Origin of the sequence: Kineococcus vitellinus (assembly GCF_009906315.1) — a bacterium.
Lineage (GTDB): Bacteria > Actinomycetota > Actinomycetes > Actinomycetales > Kineococcaceae > Kineococcus > Kineococcus vitellinus.
The window spans coordinates 1-20198 of sequence record NZ_JAAALL010000051.1; the positions used below are offsets into that span (position 1 = coordinate 1).

General features: G+C 75.8%; 21 protein-coding genes. 8 read left to right on the forward strand and 13 right to left on the reverse strand.

What is annotated here, in order from left to right; all coding sequences use genetic code 11:
• The 3 genes from GTQ99_RS06890 to GTQ99_RS06900 form a co-directional block, all read left to right on the forward strand.
• The coding region (locus GTQ99_RS06890; protein WP_166615004.1) for a substrate-binding domain-containing protein at positions 1-717 on the forward strand (717 nt) is incomplete at its 5' end.
• Positions 714-1424 carry a GolD/DthD family dehydrogenase gene (locus GTQ99_RS06895; RefSeq protein WP_166615005.1) on the forward strand — a complete coding sequence of 237 codons (711 nt, stop codon included), beginning with the start codon at positions 714-716 and terminating at the stop codon, positions 1422-1424. The genes GTQ99_RS06890 and GTQ99_RS06895, both read left to right, overlap by 4 nt.
• A gap of 88 nt (positions 1425-1512) precedes the next feature.
• Positions 1513-2526, forward strand: coding sequence for an NAD(P)-dependent alcohol dehydrogenase (locus GTQ99_RS06900; protein ID WP_166615024.1), 1014 nt, complete (start codon positions 1513-1515; stop codon positions 2524-2526).
• A 31-nt stretch (positions 2527-2557) separates the two neighbouring features.
• On the opposite strand, the gene GTQ99_RS06905 is transcribed toward GTQ99_RS06900, so the two are convergent.
• Positions 2558-3175 carry a TetR/AcrR family transcriptional regulator gene (locus GTQ99_RS06905; protein ID WP_166615006.1) on the reverse strand — a complete coding sequence of 206 codons (618 nt, stop codon included), beginning with the start codon at positions 3173-3175 and terminating at the stop codon, positions 2558-2560.
• Positions 3176-3234: 59 nt separating this feature from the next.
• On the opposite strand from GTQ99_RS06905, the gene GTQ99_RS06910 reads away from it, so the two are divergent.
• Both GTQ99_RS06910 and GTQ99_RS06915 read left to right on the forward strand, forming a co-directional pair.
• A complete protein-coding gene (locus GTQ99_RS06910) occupies positions 3235-4479 on the forward strand; it encodes a saccharopine dehydrogenase C-terminal domain-containing protein (RefSeq protein ID WP_166615007.1) in 1245 nt (414 codons plus the stop codon).
• Entirely contained in the window at positions 4476-5519 is a 1044-nt protein-coding gene (locus GTQ99_RS06915) for an aminoglycoside phosphotransferase/kinase family protein (RefSeq protein WP_166615008.1), read from the forward strand. The genes GTQ99_RS06910 and GTQ99_RS06915 overlap by 4 nt, the downstream gene beginning before the upstream one ends.
• Positions 5520-5538: 19 nt before the next feature.
• On the opposite strand, the gene GTQ99_RS06920 is transcribed toward GTQ99_RS06915, so the two are convergent.
• The 5 genes from GTQ99_RS06920 to GTQ99_RS06940 form a co-directional block, all read right to left on the reverse strand.
• Positions 5539-6771 carry a DUF6596 domain-containing protein gene (locus GTQ99_RS06920; protein ID WP_166615009.1) on the reverse strand — a complete coding sequence of 411 codons (1233 nt, stop codon included), beginning with the start codon at positions 6769-6771 and terminating at the stop codon, positions 5539-5541.
• Between the two features lie 4 nt (positions 6772-6775).
• The gene (locus tag GTQ99_RS06925) at positions 6776-7192 is read right to left on the reverse strand and encodes a YciI family protein (protein ID WP_240896922.1); all 417 of its coding nucleotides are present in this window, start codon (positions 7190-7192) and stop codon (positions 6776-6778) included.
• 34 nt (positions 7193-7226) lie between these two features.
• A complete protein-coding gene (locus GTQ99_RS06930; RefSeq protein WP_166615011.1) occupies positions 7227-7880 on the reverse strand; it encodes a DUF998 domain-containing protein in 654 nt (217 codons plus the stop codon).
• Positions 7881-7979: 99 nt separating this feature from the next.
• Positions 7980-8189 (reverse strand): hypothetical protein, encoded by a 210-nt coding sequence (locus tag GTQ99_RS06935; protein WP_166615012.1) that lies wholly within the window; start codon positions 8187-8189, stop codon positions 7980-7982.
• A gap of 151 nt (positions 8190-8340) precedes the next feature.
• The gene (locus tag GTQ99_RS06940; RefSeq protein ID WP_166615013.1) at positions 8341-8949 is read right to left on the reverse strand and encodes a TetR/AcrR family transcriptional regulator; all 609 of its coding nucleotides are present in this window, start codon (positions 8947-8949) and stop codon (positions 8341-8343) included.
• A 56-nt stretch (positions 8950-9005) separates the two neighbouring features.
• On the opposite strand from GTQ99_RS06940, the gene GTQ99_RS06945 reads away from it, so the two are divergent.
• Both GTQ99_RS06945 and GTQ99_RS06950 read left to right on the forward strand, forming a co-directional pair.
• Positions 9006-9674, forward strand: coding sequence for a GAP family protein (locus tag GTQ99_RS06945; protein ID WP_166615014.1), 669 nt, complete (start codon positions 9006-9008; stop codon positions 9672-9674).
• 79 nt (positions 9675-9753) lie between these two features.
• Positions 9754-10464: a methyltransferase domain-containing protein gene (locus GTQ99_RS06950; RefSeq protein WP_205706951.1), complete on the forward strand. Its 711-nt coding sequence runs from the start codon at positions 9754-9756 to the stop codon at positions 10462-10464.
• A gap of 298 nt (positions 10465-10762) precedes the next feature.
• Here GTQ99_RS06950 and GTQ99_RS06955 read toward each other — a convergent pair whose 3' ends face one another.
• On the reverse strand, positions 10763-11098 hold the full coding sequence (locus tag GTQ99_RS06955; RefSeq protein ID WP_166615015.1) for a hypothetical protein: 336 nt from the start codon (positions 11096-11098) through the stop codon (positions 10763-10765).
• Between the two features lie 312 nt (positions 11099-11410).
• Between GTQ99_RS06955 and GTQ99_RS06960 the strand changes: the two genes are divergently transcribed.
• A complete protein-coding gene (locus GTQ99_RS06960; RefSeq protein ID WP_166615016.1) occupies positions 11411-11974 on the forward strand; it encodes a hypothetical protein in 564 nt (187 codons plus the stop codon).
• A 315-nt stretch (positions 11975-12289) separates the two neighbouring features.
• On the opposite strand, the gene GTQ99_RS06965 is transcribed toward GTQ99_RS06960, so the two are convergent.
• Genes GTQ99_RS06965 through kdpF form a run of 6 tightly spaced genes read right to left on the reverse strand, consistent with a single transcriptional unit; the run spans position 12290 to position 20030 of the window.
• Positions 12290-12970, reverse strand: a complete 681-nt coding sequence (locus GTQ99_RS06965) for a response regulator (protein WP_166615017.1) — start codon at positions 12968-12970, stop codon at positions 12290-12292.
• On the reverse strand, positions 12967-15561 hold the full coding sequence (locus tag GTQ99_RS06970; RefSeq protein ID WP_338074778.1) for a sensor histidine kinase: 2595 nt from the start codon (positions 15559-15561) through the stop codon (positions 12967-12969). The genes GTQ99_RS06965 and GTQ99_RS06970 overlap by 4 nt, the downstream gene beginning before the upstream one ends.
• 21 nt (positions 15562-15582) lie before the next feature.
• Positions 15583-16176, reverse strand: a complete 594-nt coding sequence (gene kdpC / locus GTQ99_RS06975; RefSeq protein ID WP_166615019.1) for a potassium-transporting ATPase subunit KdpC — start codon at positions 16174-16176, stop codon at positions 15583-15585.
• 1 nt (position 16177) lies between these two features.
• Positions 16178-18277 carry a potassium-transporting ATPase subunit KdpB gene (kdpB, locus tag GTQ99_RS06980; protein ID WP_166615020.1) on the reverse strand — a complete coding sequence of 700 codons (2100 nt, stop codon included), beginning with the start codon at positions 18275-18277 and terminating at the stop codon, positions 16178-16180.
• Complete coding sequence (gene kdpA, locus GTQ99_RS06985) at positions 18274-19941, reverse strand: potassium-transporting ATPase subunit KdpA (protein WP_166615021.1); 1668 nt, start codon at positions 19939-19941, stop codon at positions 18274-18276. The genes kdpB and kdpA overlap by 4 nt, the downstream gene beginning before the upstream one ends.
• Positions 19941-20030, reverse strand: a complete 90-nt coding sequence (gene kdpF, locus GTQ99_RS25970; RefSeq protein WP_166615022.1) for a K(+)-transporting ATPase subunit F — start codon at positions 20028-20030, stop codon at positions 19941-19943. The genes kdpA and kdpF overlap by 1 nt, the downstream gene beginning before the upstream one ends.
• Positions 20031-20198 lie beyond the last annotated feature (168 nt).

The window sequence follows — 20198 nt, forward strand, 5'->3', positions numbered from 1 at the left end:
GCCGCCGCCAAGGCCGCCGGCATCCCGCTGCTGGCCGTCAACGCCGAGCTGAACTCCACCGACCTGGCCGGCAACGTCCAGCCCGACGACGTGGCCGCCGGCGCGGCGGAGATGCAGATGATGGCCGACGCCCTCGGCGGGCAGGGCGGCATCGTGGTCCTGCAGGGGCCGCTGGGCCAGTCCGGGGAGATCAACCGGACCAAGGGCATCCAGGAGGTCCTGGCGAAGTACCCCGGCATCACGGTGCTGGCCCAGGACACCGCGAACTGGAAGCGCGACGAGGCCGTCAACAAGGTGAAGAACTGGATCTCCGCCTTCGGCGCCGACATCAAGGGCGTCGTCTCCGAGAACGACGACATGGGCCTGGGCGCGCTGCAGGCGCTCAAGGAGGCCGGTGTCAGCATCCCCGTCGTCGGCATCGACGGCATCGAGGACGGCCTCAACGCCGTCAAGAGCGGGGAGTTCATCGGCACGATGCTGCAGAACGGCACCGTGGAGCTGTCCGCCGGGCTCGCCGTGGCCGCCGCCGTGGCCCGCGGCGAGGACGTGGACACCGAGCCCGTCTACCAGATGCCGAAGATCACCAAGGCCAACGTCGACGTCGCCATCGAGCACGTCGTCACCGGCCGCGCGGCGTTCCTGGAGCAGCTGCCCGACATGACCGCCGAGAACCTCAAGACCGGCGACATCGCCGCCGAGGGGATCCCCGCCGCGTGAGGGGCTCGGTCGCCCTGGTGACCGGCGGCGCCGGCGGGATCGGCGCCGCCGTCGTCGAGGCGCTGGAGGAGGCGGGCGCCCGGGTGGCGGTGCTGGACCGCACCGCCCCCCGGCCGGCCGAGGGGCGGCTGTTCGTCGACTGCGACGTCAGCGACGCCGCGGGCGTCGAGGCGGCCGTGGACGAGGTGGTGGCCCGGGCCGGGCGCCTGGACGTCGTCGTCAACTGCGCGGGCACCGCGACCATCGCGCCCGCGCTGGAGATCGACCTCGCCGGCTGGGAGAGCACCCTGCGGGTCAACCTCACCGGCAGCTTCCTCGTCAGCCGCGCCGCCGCCCGCCACCTGGTGGCGGGCGGCGGCGGGCGGATCATCACGATCGCCTCCCAGGCGGCGACCGTCGGCCTGGCCGGGCACGTGGCCTACGCGGCCTCCAAGGCCGGTCTGCTGGGCATGACCCGCACGCTCGCGCTGGAGTGGGGCCCGCTGGGCATCACGGTGAACACCGTCTCCCCCACCGTCGTGCTCACCCCGCTCAGCCGCCCGAACTGGGAGAACCCTGCCGGCGAGGCGCTGCGCGCGCAGGTGCCCGTCGGCCGGTTCGCGGAGGCGTCCGAGGTCGCCGCGGCCGTGCTGTTCCTGGCCGGCCCCGGCGCCGCCATGGTCAACGGCCACGACCTGCTCGTCGACGGCGGCTACACGGTCCGCTGACGCCCGGGCCGCCCCGGCCCGTACCGTGCCCACGAGGACCCAGCACAGGAGGAACACCGTGACCACCGACACCACCGTGCCCACGACGATGCGCGCCAACGTCCTGCTGAAGCAGGGCGTGCTGGAGGTGCAGGAGCGCCCCGTGCCGACGCCCGCGGACGACGAGGTGCTGCTGCGGGTGGCCTCGGTCGGCGTCTGCGGTTCCGACGTCCACTACTACAAGCACGGCCGCATCGGCGACTTCGTCGTCGACTCCCCGCTGGTGCTGGGCCACGAGGTCTCCGGCACGGTCGTCGCCGTCGGCCGCGACGTCCCCGAGTCGCGCATCGGCGAGCGCGTGGCCGTCGACCCGCAGCGGCCGTGCCGGCGCTGCCGGCAGTGCAAGTCCGGCCGGATGAACCTGTGCCCGCAGATGCGCTTCTACGCCACGCCCCCGGTGGACGGCACGTTCAGCGACTACGTCACCGCCCCGGCCGACCAGGCCTTCGCCGTGCCGGAGGCGATGTCCTTCGACACCGCCGCGCTGCTGGAACCGCTGTCGGTGGGGCTGTGGGCCGCGCACAAGGCGCAGGTGTCGCCGGGCGACCAGGTGCTCGTCGCGGGCGCCGGCCCGATCGGCGCCATGGTCGCGCAGGCCGTGCGCGCCCGGGGGGCCACCGACGTGGTCGTCACCGACTTCGTGGACTCGCGCCGGGAGCGGATCACCTCCTTCGGGGCCACCCGGGCGCTGCACCCGGTCGCCGACGCCGAGGAGATCGCCGCGCTGCGCGCCGACGCGTTCATCGACTGCTCCGGCGCCACGCCCGCCGTGCTCTCCGGCATCCGCTCCACCCGCAGCGGCGGCACCGTGGTGCTGGTAGGCATGGGGGCGGACGAGATGCCGATCCCCGTCTCGCTGGTGGCCAGCCGGGAGATCAGCGTGACCGGCGTCTTCCGCTACGTCGACACCTGGCCGCGCGGCATCGAGCTGGTCTCCTCCGGCGCGGTGCACCTGGACGACATGGTGACCGCCCGCTACCCGCTGGAGCAGGTCGAGGACGCGCTCAACGCCGACTCCGACCCGCTGAGCATGAAGGCCGTCGTGGTGGTCAGCGAGTCCTGAGCCGGCGGGTCCCGGGTCGGCGGGTCCCGGGTCAGCGGGTCCCGGGCGGGCGCATCCGCAGCACCTGCTCGCCGACCTCGCGGAAGCGCTCCCGCAGCGCCGGCTCCTCGTAGCCGACGAGGGCGTGCTCGTTGATGCCGTCGCTGAAGGCGAGCAGCCGGGCGGCCGCGTCGGCCGGGTCCTCGACCCGCGCCGCCCCGGCCGCCGCGGCCGCCGCGATCTCCTCGCGCACCAGCGACTGCCAGCGCCCCAGGTCCTCGCGGGCCCGCTCGGCCAGGCGGGCGTTGCGGCGCCCCAGCACCAGGGCCTCCAGCCACAGGGCGGTCATGCCCGCGCGGTCGACGGCGGGCAGCCAGTCCAGCAGGTGCCGCAGCCGCTCGCCGGGGTCCGCGACGCGCGCGAGCTCCGCCCGCAGCCCGTCCTCCTCCTCCTGCGCGAGGGCGCCGAAGACCTCCGCCACCAGCGCGTCGACCTCGGGGAAGTAGTGCGCGACCAGCGAGGGCGCCACGCCGGCCTCGCGGGCCACCGAGCGCAGGGTCAGCGCGCTCAGCCCCTCGGCGGCGGCCACCGCCCGCGCGGCGGCGAGGATCTCCTGCGCGCGCTCGGCCGGGTCCTTGCGCACCCGCGCCCGCGGGGTCGTTGACACCATCCGGGAGCCCCCCTAGCGTCTTGTTGATCAGCTGATCGATAGTACCGGGGAGGCGCACCGTGCGGATCCTGCTCATCGGCGCGGGAGGGGTCGGGGGCGCCTTCGCGCGCATCGCGGCGCGCCGGGACTTCTTCGAGGCGCTGCTCGTGGCCGACCACGACGCCGGGCGCGCGGAGCGGGTCGTGCGCTCGGTGCGCGAGCGCCACCCGGGCGAGCGGCGGCTGCGCGCCGCGCGGGTCGACGCCTCCGACGCGCGCGCGGTGCAGGCGCTGGCGCGCGAGCACCGCGCCACCCACGTGCTCAACGCCGTGGACCCGCGCTGGGTGGTGCCGATCTTCGAGGGGGCGCTGGCCGCCGGCGCCGACTACCTCGACATGGCGATGTCGCTCTCGCGCCCGCACCCGAGCGCCCCGCACGCCCGCACCGGCGTCAAGCTCGGCGACGAGCAGTTCGCCCGGGCCGCGGACTGGGAGCGGGCCGGGCGGCTGGCGCTGGTCGGCATGGGCGTCGAACCCGGGTTGTCGGACGTGTTCGCCCGCTACGCCGCCGACCACCTGTTCTCCGAGATCGACGAGCTGGGCACCCGCGACGGCGCGGACCTGCGCGTGCTCGACGAGGACGGCCGGGAGGTGTTCGCCCCCTCGTTCTCCATCTGGACCACCATCGAGGAGTGCCTGAACCCGCCGGTGGTCTGGGAGCGCGGCCGGGGCTGGTTCACCACCGAGCCCTTCAGCGAGCCGGAGGTGTTCGACTTCCCCGGCGGCATCGGCCCCGTGGAGTGCGTCAACGTCGAGCACGAGGAGGTCCTCCTCATGCCCCGCCACCTCGACGCGCGCCGGGTGACCTTCAAGTACGGGCTGGGCGCGGAGTTCATCGGGGTCCTCAAGACCCTGCACGCGCTGGGCCTGGACAGCACCGAACCGGTGGACGTGCGCGGTGCGCGGGTCTCCCCGCGCGACGTGGTCGCGGCCTGCCTGCCGGACCCGGCCACCCTCGGCCCGCGCATGAGCGGCAGCACGTGCGCGGGGCTGTGGGTCACCGGCCGCGGCACGGACGGCGCACCGCGGGAGGTCTACCTGCACCACCTCGTCGACAACGCCTGGTCCATGGAGCGCGACGGCGCCCAGTGCGTGGTCTGGCAGACGGCCGTGAACCCCGTCGTGGCGCTGGAGCTGCTGGCGCTGGGGCGCTGGAGCGGCAGCGGGGTGATGAGCCCCGAGCAGTTCGACGCGGTGCCCTTCCTGGACCTGCTGGCCGGCGCGCACGAGTCGCCGTGGGGCCTGCAGGAACGGGTCCCCTCGTGAGCGCGGCGGTGGTCGAGGGCGTCGAGCGCGCCGTCTTCGGGCCGCTGGCCCGCGGCGAGGTGGACGCCTGGCTCGACGGGCACGTGGAGACCGGGCTGGGCTCCCGGATCGCCGAGGTGCTGCTGCGCGCCGGGCGCATCAGCGCCGTCTACGGCCTGCGGCTGCACGACGGGCGCGAGGTGGCCGTCAAGGTGCACCGGCTGGGCGCCGACCTCGTGCACCTGCGCCTGGCCGCGCGCGCCCAGCGGGTGCTGGCCGAGCACGGCTACCCGTGCCCGCTGCCGCTGCACGGACCCGTGCTGCGCGACGGGCGCGCCGTCGTGGTGGAGACGCTGCTGCGCCGCGGCCGCACCGCCGACGCCACGCTGCCCGCGGTCCGCACCGCGCTGGCCGTCAGCCTCGCCGAGCAGGTGGAGGTGCTGCGCGCGGTCCCCGCGGAACCGCTGCGCCCCGGCGCCCCGGCGTGGGCCCGCTACGAGGGCGGTCCGTGGCCGGCCCCGCACGACCCGCTCTTCGACTTCGGCGACCGCTCCCCGCGCGCGGACCGCGTCGACGCGCTCGCCGCCCGCGCGGCGGCGGTGCTGCGCGAGGCCAGCGGCGCGGACGTGGCCGGCCACAGCGACTGGTACGACGGCAACGTCCTCGTCGAGGACCGCGCCGGGGACCGCGGCGAGGACGGCGCCGGGAACCGCGGCGAGGACGGCCCGCGCGTCAGCGCCGCCTTCGACTGGGACAGCCTCACCGCCCGCCCGGAGGCGGAACTGGTCGGGATGAGCGCCGGCTCGCACACCGCCGGCGGCCCGGCCAACGCCGTCTCCCCCGCCGTGGAGCAGGTGGCGGCGTTCCTCGACGACTACGAGCGGGCCCGCTCGCGCCCCTTCAGCGCCCGCCAGCGCGCCGCCGCCGCGGCCGCGGCCTGCTGGGTGCTGACCTACAACGCCCGCTGCGACCTGTGCTTCCTGCCCGCCGACGCCGAGGCGCCGCCCGGTTCGGCGCTGGCGGCCGTCGAGACCGCCGGCCCGGCGTACCTGCGCCTGTGAACCACGGCTCGCGCCGGGTTCACCCCAGGCGGGCGGCGCGGGCCTCCAGGTAGCGCCGCTGCGGGGAACCGGTGCTGCGGCGGGCGGCCTCGGCGTAGGCGGCGCGCGCGGCGCCGTCCTCGCCGGCCATCTCCAGCAGGTGGGCCAGGACGGCGTGGAAGCGGGGGTGAGCGGCCACCCGCGGGTCGGCGGCGAGCACCGCCACCCGGGCGCGGCCGGCCGCCGGGCCGTCGGCCATGGCGACCGCGACGGCGTGGTTGAGGGCGACGACGGGGTTGTCCGAGGAGCGCAGCAGGACCTCGTAGAGGTCGCGGATCTGCGCCCAGTCGGTGCTCCCGGCGCTCGGGGCCTCGTCGTGCAGGGCTGCGATGGCCGCCTGGAGCTGGTACGGACCCGGGCGGTGGTGCGCCACCGCGGCGGTGAGCAGGGCCACGCCCTCGCGGACGGAGGCGGCGTCCCACAGCGAGCGGTCCTGCTCGGCCATCGGGACCAGGTCGCCGCGCGCGTCCGTGCGCGCGGCCCGGCGGGCGCCGGTCAGCAGCATCAGGGCCAGCAGGCCGGCGACCTCGTCGTCCCCGGGGCGGGCGCGGTGGAGCACGCGGGTCAGCCGGATCGCCTCCGCGGTCAGGTCGCTGCGCTGCAGCCGCTCGCCGGCGGTCGTGGCGTAGCCCTCGGTGAAGACCAGGTAGAGGACGTGCAGCACGACGGCCAGGCGTTCGCCGTACGCCTCGCCGCGCGGCACCTCGAAGCGGGCCCCGCTCTCCCGCACGGCCTGCTTGGCGCGGGTGATCCGGCGGGTCATCGTCGCCTCGGGGACCAGGAAGGCCCGGGCGATCTCCGCGGTGCTCAGCCCGCCGACCGCGCGCAGGGTGAGGGCGATCTGGGCGGCCGGGGTCAGCGCGGGGTGGCAGCACAGGAAGAGCAGCACGAGGCTGTCGTCCTCGTCCCCCGGCGGGGCGTCGGCGGCCGGCGCCGCCGCGCGGGGGAAGGCGCGGGCGGCCGTCTCCTCCCGGCGGCGCCGGGCCAGCTCGGCGCGCAGCAGGTCGGTCATCCGGCGCGCGGCCACGGTCAGCAGCCAGCCGCGCGGGTGCTCCGGGACGCCGGAGCGGGGCCACTGCTGCGCCGCCTGCAGCAGCGCCTCCTGGGTGGCGTCCTCCGCGACCGCGAACTGGCCGTAGCGCCGCACCAGCGAGCCGAGGACCTGCGGCGCCAGGCGGCGCAGCAGGTCCTCGGTGGCCTCCGCCCCGCTCACCGGCTCAGGCGTCGTCGGCGCGCTCGTCGGCGTGCTCCTCGATCGGGCGCACGTCGGCGACCGCGGTGGCCCGCACGTGCTCGGGGGCCGGGCAGTCGGCCAGCTCGACCGCGATCTCGGTGGCCCTGTCGAAGCTGGCGCACTCCACGACCCAGTAGCCGGCCAGCACCTCCTGGGTCTCGGCGTACGGGCCGTCGGTGACCACCGCCGTCCCGGCCGCTCCGGTGCGCACCCGGCGGGTGTGCACCGGAGCGGCCAGCGCCCGGGTCTCCACCAGCTCGCCGGACTCGGCCAGGCGCTGGTTGAAGCCGGTCATGAAGGCGCCCATCGCCGCGAAGTCCTCGGGCGTCCACGCGGGCAGGTCACCCGCCACCCCGGCCATCCCGTCGTAGTCCTGCTGCGACCCGTAGGTCGAGATCATGTACTTCACGACGAACCCCTCCGTCCGCGTGCCGTCAGCGACCGAGCCGCCGAGCCGCCAGCCCGGTGGAACCGAGCTGGAGCACCGACGCTACGGCGATGCGCACCGGGAAGGAGTCCAGGTGCGGGAACGCCACCACCGCGAGGGCGGTGGGCACCACCACGACGCACGCCAGGGCCCAGGCCCGATCGCCCTGCCGGGCGAACCGCGCGCGCAGCACGAGGCACAGCGCGATCCAGGCCGCGACCGCGCCCAGGTGGGCGGCCTCGTGCAGGGCGCCGTGCCAGCTGAGCACCGGCGCCCCCTGCGGCGCCCCGGCCGGGAAACCCGCCCCGGGATCGGTGCTGAACACCCCCGCCGCGACCAGGCAGCCGCCGGTGACGGCCACCAGCCGCGGTGCCCAGCGGGCACCGGGCCCGTCGGTCAGGACGCGGTGCAGCCCGGCCGCGCAGACCAGCACCAGGCCGCCCGCGGCGCAGAAGCTCGCGGTCTGCACCCAGCCGCCCTCGCCCAGGGCGAGCAGGCTCATCGGGTGCCGGGTGAAGTCGTACCCGTCCCGGACCAGGCCCTGGACGAGCCAGCTCAGACCGAGGAGGGGCCCGGCGAACAGGCCGGCCGCGAGCAGCCGGCGCTCTCGTGCGGCGGGGCGGTCGGCGACCGCCGCGGAACTCGTGGTGGTGGTGAGCACGTCTCGACTCCCGGGGTCTGCGGACGCCCGTCGCGTCCCGTCGGGGAGGGGTCGAAGCTGCGCCCGGGAACCGGACACGCCGCGCAGACCGGTCGGGGCTCAGCAGCTCCCGCCGCCACCACCGCCGTCGCCGCACCCGCCGCCGTCCGCGAACCCGCCACCACCCGCGGAGCCGGCGCCGGTGTCGCCGTCCCGCAGCCAGGACGGCGTCGTGCGCGCGGGCCGGCGGGCGCCGCGGCCCGGCCGGGAGCGCTCGAGCACGGCGAGCACGAGGACCACCGAGGCGAAGACCACGAACAGGACGATCACGGGGACCACCTCCGCCCGTCTCCCGGCTGCACCCGCAGCGGTGGAGGAGACGCTGCTCGCAGCGTGGCACAGCCGCTGCGCGCCGGTGGCGCGAACGCCCGGACGGCTCCCCCGCCGGGTACCACCACCGCCATCACGGGTGCCGCGACCGTCACGGGTGGCGCGGGGGCCCTCCGGGGCGGTGCAGCGCCGCGGTGAGGGTGGCGGCCAGGTGCCGCTGCGCCGAACCGGCCGTCAACCGCCCCAGCCGGACGCCGTCGGCCGCGCCCACCAGCAGCCACGTGAGCATCGTCAGCACCCACTCCGGGTCCACCTCGACGCGGAAGTCCCCGCTCTCCTGCCCGCGCCGCACCAGGTCCCGCAGCGCCTCCTCCGTCGCCGCCGTCCGCGCCAGCAGGGAGGCCTCCACGTGCTCCTGGAGGGGTTGCAGCCCCAGCAGGCCCACCACCGCGGCCAACCGCCCCAGCGCGTCGAGCACCCGGGCCAGCGCCTGCGGCGGCGGGCCGTCCGCGGGGGCGGCCTCCTCCACCGCCCGCGCGAAGGCCTCCGCCGCCGCCTCGCACAGCTCGGCCACCAGCGCGGCGCGGGAGGGGAAGCGCCGGAACAGGGTGGCGCGGCTGACCCCGGCCGCCTCGGCCAGCTCCTGCATCGAGGCCGCCGGGGACAGGGCCAGGTGCCGGGCCGCGGCCGCGGCCACGGCGTCGCCGAAGACCTCGAGGGTGGAGTCCGGCGGGGAGCCTCGGTGCGGTGCGGCGGCCATGGGACCACCCTACTCGCGTGAGACTTAAACGTCTCAGATGAGTTACCGTCGTCCACATGCTGACTGCCGGCCTCCTGTGGGCGATCGCCGGGCTCGCCGCCCTGGACTCCCTCAACCCCGCCACCGTCGCCGGGGTCACGCTGATCCTGCTCGCGCCGCTGCGCCGGCCCGGGCTCACCGCCCTCGCCTACGTCGCCGGCGCCTACCTCGTCGTCCTCGCCGTCGGGTCGGGCCTCTTCCTCGGCAGCGCGACGCTCGGCGACGCCGTGGCCGGGGCCGCCACCTGGGTGCGCCGCGGCGCCCTGCTGCTGGCCGCCCTCGTCCTGCTGGTCAGCGCCGCCCGGCGGCTGCGCACCCGCACCCGCGCCGCCCTCGTGCTGCCGGCCTGGTTCGGCCCCTGGACCGCGGCCCCCCTCGGGGTGCTGGTCACCGGCGCGGACCTGCCCAACGCCTTCCCGTACCTGATCGCCGTCGAACGCCTCAACGCCGCCGGGGTCCCCGCCGGCACCGGCCTGCTCGTGCTCGCCGGCTACGGCCTCGTGTACTGCCTGCCCTGCCTGCTGCTGCTCGTCGCCGGCCTGACCTGGCGCCACCACGTCACCCACCGTCTGCGCCGGGTCCACGACCGCCTCGGCGGCGAGCGCCTCCAACCCCGCTCCGTCCCGGCGGCCCTCGGCCTGCTGCTGCTCGCCGTCGTCGTCGCCGTGCTCGCGCTGACGCTGTGAGCGCCTGGCCGCCGCGAGGGCGACGCCGCCGGGTTGGACGGTCTTGCCACCGGCGGGCCGAGCTGGTCGAGTCCGGGGCGTGAGCGCGCAGCGGGCGGCGGGCAGGGCCGTGGACGCCGCGGCGGCGGCCGGGCGGCGGGCGCTGGCCCGGTGCGAGGAGTGGAACCGCGAGCACCCGTGGGACCACAACGCCCACCACCACGCCTGGATCGAGCGGCACCTGCCGCGGCGCGTCGGCACGGCGCTCGACGTCGGCTGCGGCACCGGGGACCTGGTGCGCCGGCTCGCGGCCCGCACCGAGCACGTCACCGGGCTGGACGCCGACCCCGGCTGCATCGACACCGCCCGGCGGCTGCTGGCCGGGCACCGGGGCGTCGACCTGCGCTGCGGAGACGTCATGACCGCCGACCTGCCCGGCGGGTACGACGTCGTCACCGCGCTGGCGGTGCTGCACCACCTCCCCCTCGAACCGGCCCTGGAGCGGCTCACCGCCCTGCTCGCCCCCGGCGGGACCCTGCTCGTCCTCGGGCTCTACCGCCCGCGGACGGCGACGGACCACCTGCTCGACGCGGTGGCCGTCCCGGCGAACCTCGTCGCGGGCGGGGTCGCGACGTGGCGGCGCGGGTCCGCCCCGCGGCCGGTGGCGATGACGGCGCCCACCGCTCCCGCCACCGCGACGCTGCGCGAGGTCCGCGACGCGGCGCGCCGGACCACGCCCGGCGCCGCGGTGCGCCGGCACCTCTTCTGGCGCTTCTCCCTGCTGCACACCGCCCGGCGCGCTCCCGGCTGACGCGGCGCCGCTGCGCGGCCGCGGCGACCGGGCGCCTCGGCGGCGGCGTCACTCCTCGCGGGGCGACCGGTCGTCCGCGCCGCGGGCGCGCTTGCGCGGCCACAGCGCGATCCAGAACACCGAGGCGATCGCGGCACCCATGATCATCGACGAGACGTCCATGGGCCAGCTTCTCAGGACCGCTGCGCCGAGCGCACCGGCTGGGCCGCGCCCCCCGCGGCCAGGGCCCGTCCTGTGGGTCGTGGACGGCCGTGCTCGCGCCCGGATCGCGGGATGACCGGTAGGTCGAGCAGTCGTCTCAAGGACCGCGACGCTGCCGCAGGGGCCGGTCGTCACCATCGTGGCAGTAGCCGATCTCAACGTCAGTCAGCTCGTTCTGCAGCTGGTAGGCCAAGCGCAGCCCCTCCTCCTGCCAGGCCCGCTCCTGCTCGTCGTCGGGCCAGCGGTAGTCGCTCCACCCGAGAGCGTTGAACCGCTCGTTCCACGCCCGCAACTGCTCGACGAGCTCAGCGCTGACGCCGAGGTCGGTCAGCTCAACCGGGCCAACGTGGTCGGGGTCGCTGTCCCAGGCGGGGTCCTGCTCGCCCCACTCGGCCATGACCCGCAGGGCGACGGGGCGGTAGGGCTCGTCCACTGGATGAGCATGTCAGCCGGTGTCCGACCTGGGGGTAGGGCGGTGGGAGTGCAGACACGCCTCGCAGCGGCCCCACTCGGCCGCTTGCTCATCGGCAGATCAGCGTGCTCCGGGACAGGTCGGCGGCGTCGATCCAGGTGGCCGGGGTGGCGTCGTGGAGCAGGGTCACGGTCACCGGTTCACTGTGCCTCAGCGGTGATCGCCGGCCACACCGGATCGCGGGATGACCGTGCGGTCGGGTACCTCGATCCCGGGGTGGGCTCAGGGGAATCCCTGATGCGCCTGGTCGGGGCGACCCACGACGCTCACGACATGAGCGACATCGACGACGAGCAGGGCACGCTGCTGGTGGCCTTCGACGTGGACTGCGGTGAGGTCGTCCCAGGTCGTCACCTGCACCTGCGGGGCCTGCGCGACGAAGGCCACTGGCCCGACGCCGCAGGCAACCGGCTGCCTGAGCAAGCAGGTGGGTCCTGGCAGATGGTGTCGCTGGACTACGAGATCGCCCCGGCGGTCCATGAGGACGATCCCGACGCCGGGCAGTGGTTCGTCAGCCCGGTGGCTGATGTGGAGTACGAGGTCGACCCGCCCCTGCCGCGGGAAGTGCAGGAGGCGGGGAACATCGGCGGCGGCAGCGTCACCGGTGAGCCGGGGCAGCCGTACTCCCGGGGCAGCTATGGCCCCTACCCGTTGCCCGGCGGTGCGCGTGAGGTGGTCTTCACCCTCACCCCGTACCTGGACCGGCGTCCGGGTGAGGATGCCGGTCGTGGTAGGCCGGACTTCGTGGTGGATGCAGCGACGCAGCCGCTGGGTCGGGTGGTGATCGACGTGGCTGCTGGCGCGGCCCGGTGGGAGCCGCTGGCCGCGGCCCGCTGATGTCCTCACCCCGCTTGGTTGGCATCCCGCTCATCGCCATGAGTGGACGTGATCGTCGAGGTGGGCGACGGGGAGCAGCAGTGCTGCGGGGCGGCGATCGAGCGCGACCAGGTCGTGGACCTGGAGTGCCTGCGCTGGACGGACTCCGACGGCCGGGAGCACCCGGGCGCTGCTGCGCGTGCCCGGCGGAGCGGCCTTGAGGGGTTTCGATCCCGACGACGGTCACCGGGAGGACTCGTGGACCGGTGAGGTCGTCGCCTCCACCAGCCGCGACCCCCTCGTCACCGTCCGGACGGCCGGGCAGCCCGCCGGCGCTCACAGCTCGAAGCGGTAGCCCATGCCCGGTTCGGTGATGAGGTGCACGGGCGCCGAGGGCACCCGCTCCAGCTTGCGGCGCAGCTGCCCGACGTAGACGCGCAGGTAGTTCGTCTCCCGCCCGTAGGAGGGGCCCCAGACCTCCTGCAGCAGCTGGGTCTGCGTCACCAGCCGGCCCGCGTTGGTGGCGAGCACCTGCAGCAGGTGCCACTCCGTCGGGGTCAGCTTCACCGCCTCCCCGCCGCGGGTGACGGTGCGCCGGGCGAGGTCGATGTGCAGGTCGCCCGAGTCGAGCACCTCGGGGGCGGCGCCGGAGGCGTCCGCGCCGCGGCGCACGGCGGCGCGCAGCCGCGCCAGCAGCACGTCCATGGCGAACGGCTTGGTCACGTAGTCGTCGGCGCCCGCGTCGAGGGCGTCGACGGCGTCGGCGGAGGCGGTGCGCGCGGTGAGCACGATGATCGGCACCCGGCTCCAGCCGCGGATCCCGGCGATGACCTCCAGGCCGTCGAGGTCGGGCAGGCCCAGGTCCAGCAGGACGACGTCGGGGTGGCCGGCGGCGGCGGCCTCCAGCGCGCCCGCGCCGTCGGCGGCCACCGTCACCTCCCAGCCGCGCGCGGAGAGGTTGATCGACAGCGCCCGCCGCAGCCCCGGTTCGTCGTCGACCACCAGCACCCTGCTCACGGGGCCGATCCTGCCGGAGCCTCCAGCAGCTCGTGCGCGTGCCCGGCCAGCGGCAGGTCCAGCACCATCGTCAGCCCGCCGCCGGGGGTGTCCTGCGCGGTGAGGGCGCCGCCGACCGCCTCCGCCAGCCCGCGGGCCACGGCCAGTCCCAGGCCGAGACCGGCGGTGGAGCGGTCGCCGAGGCGCTGGAAGGGCGTGAACGCCTGCTCCTTGGCCGCCCCCGGCAGCCCCGGGCCGTGGTCGACGACGAGCAGCCGCGCGACCCGCCGGGCGTCCTCGGTGGACACCGACGCGACCACCTCCACGCCACTCCCCGCCGAGCCGCCCGCCGCGCCGCCCGCCGCCGGGACGCCGTGCCGCACGGCGTTCTGCACGAGGTTGGCGACGACGCGCTGCAGCAGGCCGGGGTCGGTGGACACCGGCGGCAGGTCCGCCGGCAGCTGCACGCGCACCCGCGCGCGGTCGCCGGCGCCCGCCAGGTCGCCCACCGCGCCCGCGACGACCTCCTCGAGGTCGACGACGACGAGCTGCGGCTCCACCGCCCCGCTGCGCACCCGGGTGAGGTCCAGCAGGTCGTCGATGAGCGCCTGCAGCCGGTCCGCGGAGGAGGCCGCGGTCTGCAGCAGTTCCGCCCGGTCCTCCTCGCCGAGCTGGATGTCGGTGGCGCACAGGCTGTCCAGCGCGGCCTTGAGGGTGGCCAGCGGGGTGCGCAGGTCGTGCGAGACGGCCGTGAGCAGCGCGCCGCGCACGGCGTCGCCCTCCTCCAGCCGGCGCACCTGCGCGGCCTCGGCGCGCAGCCGCTGGCGCTGGCGGACCGCGGCGATCTGGGCGGCGAACACCTCCAGCACCCGGCGGTCGCCCGCGCCCAGCAGCCGCCCGCGCAGCACCAGGCAGCTGAGGTCCTCCACGACCACCTCCGCGTCGCCGTCGGCGGGCCGGGTGCACACCGGCGCCCCGGTGGAGGCCACCAGCCTCCAGGGCGCGGACACCTCCTCGCGCTCCAGCAGCGAGACCGACTCCACCGCGAACGTCTCGCGGGTGTGCCGCAGCGCCTCCTCCAGCGGGTCGCGGGCCAGCAGCGCCGTGCGGCTGAGCACCGTCAGCGCCTCCGACTCCGCCCGGCTGCGCGCCGCCTCCCGCGAGCGCCGCGCACCGCGGTCGACGGCGCCGGAGACCGCCAGGGCCACGACGAGGAAGACGACCAGGGCCACCGCGTTCGCGGGCTCGGCGATGGTCAGCCGCCCGGTGGGCCGGGTGAAGAACCAGTTCACCGCCAGGCTGCCGGCGAGCGCGGCCGCCAGCGCGGGCAGCACCCCGCCGGCCAGCGCGGCGACGACGACGACGACGAGGAAGGCCATGAGGTCGGTGGACAGGTCCTGGCGCGGCAGCAGGAGCAGCAGGCCCGTCAGCAGCGGTGGCACCAGCAGCGCCACCAGCCAGCCCAGCGCGCGGCGGCCGCCCGACAGCGCCGCGCGCGCCGGGCGCGGCAGGCCGAAGGGGCGCGGCTGCTGCTCGTGGGTGACGACGAGGACGTCGATGGACCCCGAGCCGCGCACGACGGCGTCGCCGACCCCTCGCCGGAACAGCGAGGACAGGCGGCGGTGCCGGCTGGCGCCCACGACGACCTGGCTGGCGTTGACGCCGCGGGCGAAGTCCAGCACCGCGGCCGCGACGTCCTCGCCGACGACCTGGTGGTAGGTGCCGCCCAGGCTCTCCACCAGCTCGCGCTGGGCGGCCAGGCGGGCCGGCGAGGAGCGCACCAGCCCGTCGCCGCTGGCGACGTGGACCGCGTGCAGCTCCCCGCCCGCGCCGCGGCCGGCGATGCGCGCGGCCCGGCGCACCAGGGTCGCCCCCTCCGGGCCGCCGGTGAGGGCGACGACGACGCGCTCGCGGGCCGGCCAGGTGGCCTCGATCCCCTGCTGGGCGCGGTAGCGCTCCAGGCCCTCGTCGACGCGGTCCGCCAGCCACAGCAGGGCCAGCTCGCGCAGGGCCGTGAGGTTGCCGGTGCGGAAGTAGTTCGACAGGGCCGCGTCGACCCGGTCGGCCGCGTAGACGTTGCCGTGCGAGAGCCTGCGCTGCAGCGCCTCCGGCGTCATGTCGACGAGCTGCACCTGGTCGGCGCGGCGCAGCACCTCATCGGGCAGCGTCTCGCGCTGCTCGATGCCGGTGATGTGCTCGACGACGTCGTTGAGCGATTCCAGGTGCTGGATGTTCACCGTGGAGACGACGTCGATGCCGGCGGCCAGCAGCTCCTCGACGTCCTCCCACCGCTTGGCGTGGCGGGAGCCGGGGGCGTTGGTGTGGGCGAGCTCGTCGACGACCGCGACCTGCGGGCGCCGGCGCAGCACGGCGTCGACGTCGAGCTCGCCGACCTCGATGCCGCGGTGGGAGACCACGCGCCGCGCCAGCACCTCCAGCCCCGCCAGCCGCGCCAGCGTGCGCTCGCGGCGGTGGCACTCCACGAGCGCGACGACCACGTCGGTGCCGCGCCCGGCGCGCCGGTGGGCCTCGTCGAGCATCGCGTAGGTCTTGCCCACGCCGGGGGCGGCGCCCAGGAAGACCCGCAGCCGTCCCCGGCGCCTCTCGTCCACGACAGGAGTGTCGTCCACCGCTCAGGGCCGCAGCGCCTGCAGGGCCAGGTTGAGCTCCAGGACGTTGACCCGCGGCTCGCCGAGGAAGCCCAGCGAGCGGCCCCGCACGTGCGCGGCGACGAGGTCGGCGACCTGCTGCTCCCCCAGCCCGCGGGCGGCCGCGACGCGGGCCACCTGCTGCTGCGCGTACTGCGGGGAGACGTCCGGGTCCAGCCCGGAGCCGGAGGCGGTGAGCGCGTCGCTGGCGACGTCGGCGGGGGCGGTGCCGTCGGCCGCGGCGGCCGCGGCGCGGCGCTCGGCCACGCTCGCCAGCAGGTCCGGGTTCTCCGGGCCCAGGTTGGAGGCGCCGGAGGCGAGCGGGTCGTAGCCGTCCCCGGCCGCCGAGGGGCGCGGGGTGAACCACTGCTCGCCCTCGAAGGCCTGGCCGACGATCGCCGAGCCGACCTCGCGGCCGCCGGCGGAGACGATCTGCCCGTCGGCGCGCCCGGGCACCAGGCGGCCGACGCCGAGGACGGCCAGCGGGTAGGCCAGGCCGAGCACGAGCGTGGCGAGGAGCAGCAGCAGCAGCGCGGTGCGGGCCTGGCGCAGCAGCTGGGGGAACGCGAGCGAGGACATGTCAGCCGATCCCGGGGACGGTGGAGACGAGGAGGTCGATGAGCTTGATGCCGATGAACGGGACGACGACGCCGCCGAGGCCGTAGACCCACAGGTTGCGCCGCAGCAGCGCGGCGGCGGCGGCGGGGCGGTAGCGCACCCCGCGCAGGGCCAGCGGGATGAGCGCCACGATGACGAGGGCGTTGAAGACGACGGCGGAGACGACGGCCGACTCCGGCGTCGCCAGCCGCGTGACGTTGAGGGCGTCCAGGCCGGGGAAGGCGGGGACGAACATCGCCGGGACGATGGCGAAGTACTTGGCGATGTCGTTGGCGATGGAGAACGTCGTCAGCGCACCGCGGGTGATGAGCAGCTGCTTGCCGATCTCGACGATCTCGATGAGCTTGGTGGGGTCGGAGTCCAGGTCGACCATGTTCCCGGCCTCCTTGGCGGCCGAGGTGCCGGTGTTCATGGCGACGCCGACGTCGGCCTGCGCGAGCGCGGGCGCGTCGTTGGTGCCGTCGCCCATCATCGCCACCAGCCGGCCACCGGACTGCTCGCGCCGGATGAGCTCCAGCTTGTCCTCCGGGGTGGCCTCGGCGAGCACGTCGTCGACCCCGGCCTCGGCGGCGATCGCCCGCGCGGTCCGCTCGTTGTCGCCGGTCACCATGACGGTGCGGATGCCCATGGCGCGCAGCTGCTCGAAGCGCTCCCGCATCCCCTCCTTGACGACGTCCTTGAGGTGGATGACGCCCAGCACCCGGGCGGTGCCGCGGGAGCCCTCCGCCACCACCAGCGGGGTGCCGCCCGCGGTGGCGATGTCGTCGACGACCCGCCCCACCTCGGCCGGCACGTCGCCGCCGAGGGTGCGCACCCAGTGGGTGGCCGCGGCCGCGGCGCCCTTGCGGATCTCGCGGCGACCGGAGGCGGTGACGAGGTCGACGCCGGACATGCGCGTCTGCGCGGTGAACGGCACGGGCTCCGCCCCGGGCGGGCGCTCGCGGGTGAGCGGGCCGTGCCGCTCCTCGACGAGCACGAGCACCGAGCGGCCCTCGGGGGTGGTGTCCGCCAGGCTGGACAGCTGCGCCGCGTCGGCCAGCTCGGCGAGCGTCACGCCGGGGGCGGGCAGCAGCTCGTGGGCCTGCCGGTTGCCGAGGGTGATGGTGCCGGTCTTGTCCAGCAGCAGGGTGCCGACGTCGCCGGCGGCCTCCACGGCCCGCCCGGACATCGCCAGGACGTTGCGCTGCACGAGGCGGTCCATGCCGGCGATGCCGATGGCGCTCAGCAGCGCGCCGATGGTGGTGGGGATCAGGCACACCAGCAGCGCGACGAGCACCACGACGCTCTGCGGGCGGCCGGAGTAGATCGCCATCGGCTGCAGCGTGACGACGGCCAGCAGGAACACCAGCGTCAGGCTCGCCAGCAGGATGTTCAGCGCGATCTCGTTGGGCGTGCGCTGGCGCGCGGAACCCTCCACCAGAGCGATCATCCGGTCGACGAAGCTCTCGCCGGCCTTGGCGGTGATGCGCACGACGACGCGGTCGGACAGGACGGTGGTGCCGCCCGTGACGGCGCTGCGGTCGCCGCCGGACTCGCGGATGACGGGCGCGGACTCGCCGGTGATGGCGGACTCGTCGACGCTGGCGACGCCCTCGACGACGTCGCCGTCACCGGGGACCGTCTCCCCCGCCTCGACGACCACGAGGTCGCCGACCCGCAGGGTGCTGGCGGGGACGCGCACCTCGCCGCCCGCGGCCTCCAGCCGCCGCGCCACGGTGTCCGTGCTCACGGTGCGCAGGGACGCCGCCTGGGCGCGCCCGCGGCCCTCGGCGACGGCCTCGGCGAGGTTGGCGAACAGGACGGTGGTCCACAGCCACGCCACGACGACCCAGGCGAAGACGGAGGGGTCGGCCACCGCCAGGACGGTGCTGAGGACCGCCCCCAGCGCCACGACGAACACGACGGGCGTGCGGACCAGGTGGCGCGGGTCCAGCTTGCGGAACGCGTCCGGCAGCGAGGACACCAGCTGGCGCGGGCTGAACGCGCCGCCGGCCACGCGGTGCGGGGTCCCGGCGGGGGCGGCGGCCGCGCCGCGGGTGTCGGGAAGGGTGGGCGTGCTCATGCCAGTGCCTCTGCCAGGGGTCCGAGGGCCAGTGCGGGGAAGAAGGTCAGACCGGTCACGACGACGACGACCGCGGCGTGCATGCCGGCGAACGTGGGGGTCCGGGTGGGCAGCGTGCCCGCCGTGGGCGCGGCCGGCCGCTGCGCGGCGAAGCTGCCGGCCAGGGCCAGCACGAGCAGCACCGGCAGGAAGCGCCCGAGGAGCATCGCCAGCCCCAGGGCGGTGTTGTAGAAGGGCGTGTTCACGCTGATGCCGGCGAACGCGCTGCCGTTGTTGCCGGCCGCGGAGGTGAAGGCGTACAGCACCTCGCTGAGCCCGTGCGGGCCGGGGTTCAGCACGGCCGAGCGGGTCGCCTCGCTGGACAGGGCGATCGCCACGCCGGTCAGCAGGGCGAACGGGGTGGCGAGGATGTGCAGCGCGGCGAGGGTGATCTCGCGCTGGCGGATCTTGTTGCCGAGGAACTCGGGGGTCCGCCCGACCATGAGGCCGCCGACGAAGACGGTGATGACCGCCAGCACGAGGATCCCGTACAGGCCGGAACCCACTCCGCCGGGGGTCACCTCGCCCAGCATCATGTTGACCAGCAGCGCGCCACCGCCCAGCGCGGTGTAGCTGTCGTGGAAGGAGTTCACCGCGCCGGTGGAGGTGGAGGTGGTGGCGGTCGCGAACAGCGCCGAGGCCCACTCGCCGAAGCGGACCTCCTTGCCCTCCATCGCCGCGCCCACCGCCTGCGGCGCGGAACCCAGGGCGTGGGTCTCGGCGTAGAGGGTCACCGCGTGGGAGAGCGCGAAGACGCCGGCCATGACGGCCAGCACCGCGCTCCCCTGGCGGCGGTCGCCCACCAGCGTGCCGTAGGTGCGCGGCAGGCTGAAGGGGATGACCAGCAGCAGGAAGACCTCGACGACGTTCGAGATCGGCGTCGGGTTCTCGAAGGGGTGCGCGGAGTTGGCGTTGAAGAAGCCGCCGCCGTTGGTGCCCAGCTCCTTGATGGCCTCCTGGGAGGCGATCGGTCCGCCGACGATCGTCTGCGAACCCCCGGCCAGGGTGGTGTACGTCGTGGCGCCGCTGAGGTTCTGCACGACGCCGGTCAGGACGAGGACGACCGCGCCGGCGAACGCCAGCGGCAGCAGGACGCGCAGCGTGCCGCGCACCAGGTCGACCCAGAAGTTGCCGATCGTGCCGGTGCCGGCGCGCACGAGCCCGCGCACGAGGGCGACCGCGACGGCCAGCCCCACGGCGGCGGACAGGAAGTTCTGCACGGCCAGGCCGGCCATCTGCACGAGGTGGCCGAGCGTCGCCTCGCCCGAGTACGACTGCCAGTTCGTGTTCGTCACGAAGGAGACGGCCGTGTTCCACGCCTGCGCGGGTTCCACCGCCGGCATCCCCAGCGACAGCGGCAGGTGCTGCTGCAGGCGCAGGAACGCGTAGAGGAGCAAGGTCGAGACCGTCGAGAACGCGACGAGCGACAGCGCGTAGGTGGGCCAGCGGGTGTCGGCGTCGGGGTCGACGCGCAGCAGCCGGTAGACGCCGCGCTCGGCGCGCAGGTGGCGGGGGCCGGTGAGGCTGGCGGCGATGAAGTCGCCGAGCGGGACGTGGACGGCGGCCAGCAGCAGCACGAGCAGGCCGATCTGCAGCAGCCCCGCCGCGGTGTCGGAGAGGGCCATCAGAACCTCTCCGGGCGCAGCAGCGCGTGCAGCAGGTAGCCGGCGGTGGCGAGAGCCAGCAGGAGGCCGACCACCGCGGCGGCGCTCACCGGCGCTCCAGCGAGCGCACCAGCAGGCAGGCGGCGACGGCGAGCACCAGGGTGAGGGCGGTGTAGCCCACGTCGAGCACGGGAACTCCTCCAGGAGGCGGGTCGGTCTGACCGCCCCACCACAGCACCGCCCGCGCCCCCCGCCGCCGGTCCTGACGCGTCCTTGAC

Excerpts from the sequence above, each read along its gene's own strand:
- GTQ99_RS06900 (WP_166615024.1), top strand. The coding sequence starts at position 1,513 with ATGCGCGCCAACGTCCTGCTGAAGCAGGGCGTGCTGGAGGTGCAGGAG.
- GTQ99_RS06905 (WP_166615006.1), bottom strand. The coding sequence starts at position 3,175 with ATGGTGTCAACGACCCCGCGGGCGCGGGTGCGCAAGGACCCGGCCGAG.
- GTQ99_RS06925 (WP_240896922.1), bottom strand. The coding sequence starts at position 7,192 with ATGATCTCGACCTACGGGTCGCAGCAGGACTACGACGGGATGGCCGGG.
- GTQ99_RS06940 (WP_166615013.1), bottom strand. The coding sequence starts at position 8,949 with ATGGCCGCCGCACCGCACCGAGGCTCCCCGCCGGACTCCACCCTCGAG.
- GTQ99_RS06945 (WP_166615014.1), top strand. The coding sequence starts at position 9,006 with ATGCTGACTGCCGGCCTCCTGTGGGCGATCGCCGGGCTCGCCGCCCTG.
- GTQ99_RS06960 (WP_166615016.1), top strand. The coding sequence starts at position 11,411 with ATGAGCGACATCGACGACGAGCAGGGCACGCTGCTGGTGGCCTTCGAC.
- kdpC (WP_166615019.1), bottom strand. The coding sequence starts at position 16,176 with ATGTCCTCGCTCGCGTTCCCCCAGCTGCTGCGCCAGGCCCGCACCGCG.
- kdpB (WP_166615020.1), bottom strand. The coding sequence starts at position 18,277 with ATGAGCACGCCCACCCTTCCCGACACCCGCGGCGCGGCCGCCGCCCCC.
- kdpA (WP_166615021.1), bottom strand. The coding sequence starts at position 19,941 with ATGGCCCTCTCCGACACCGCGGCGGGGCTGCTGCAGATCGGCCTGCTC.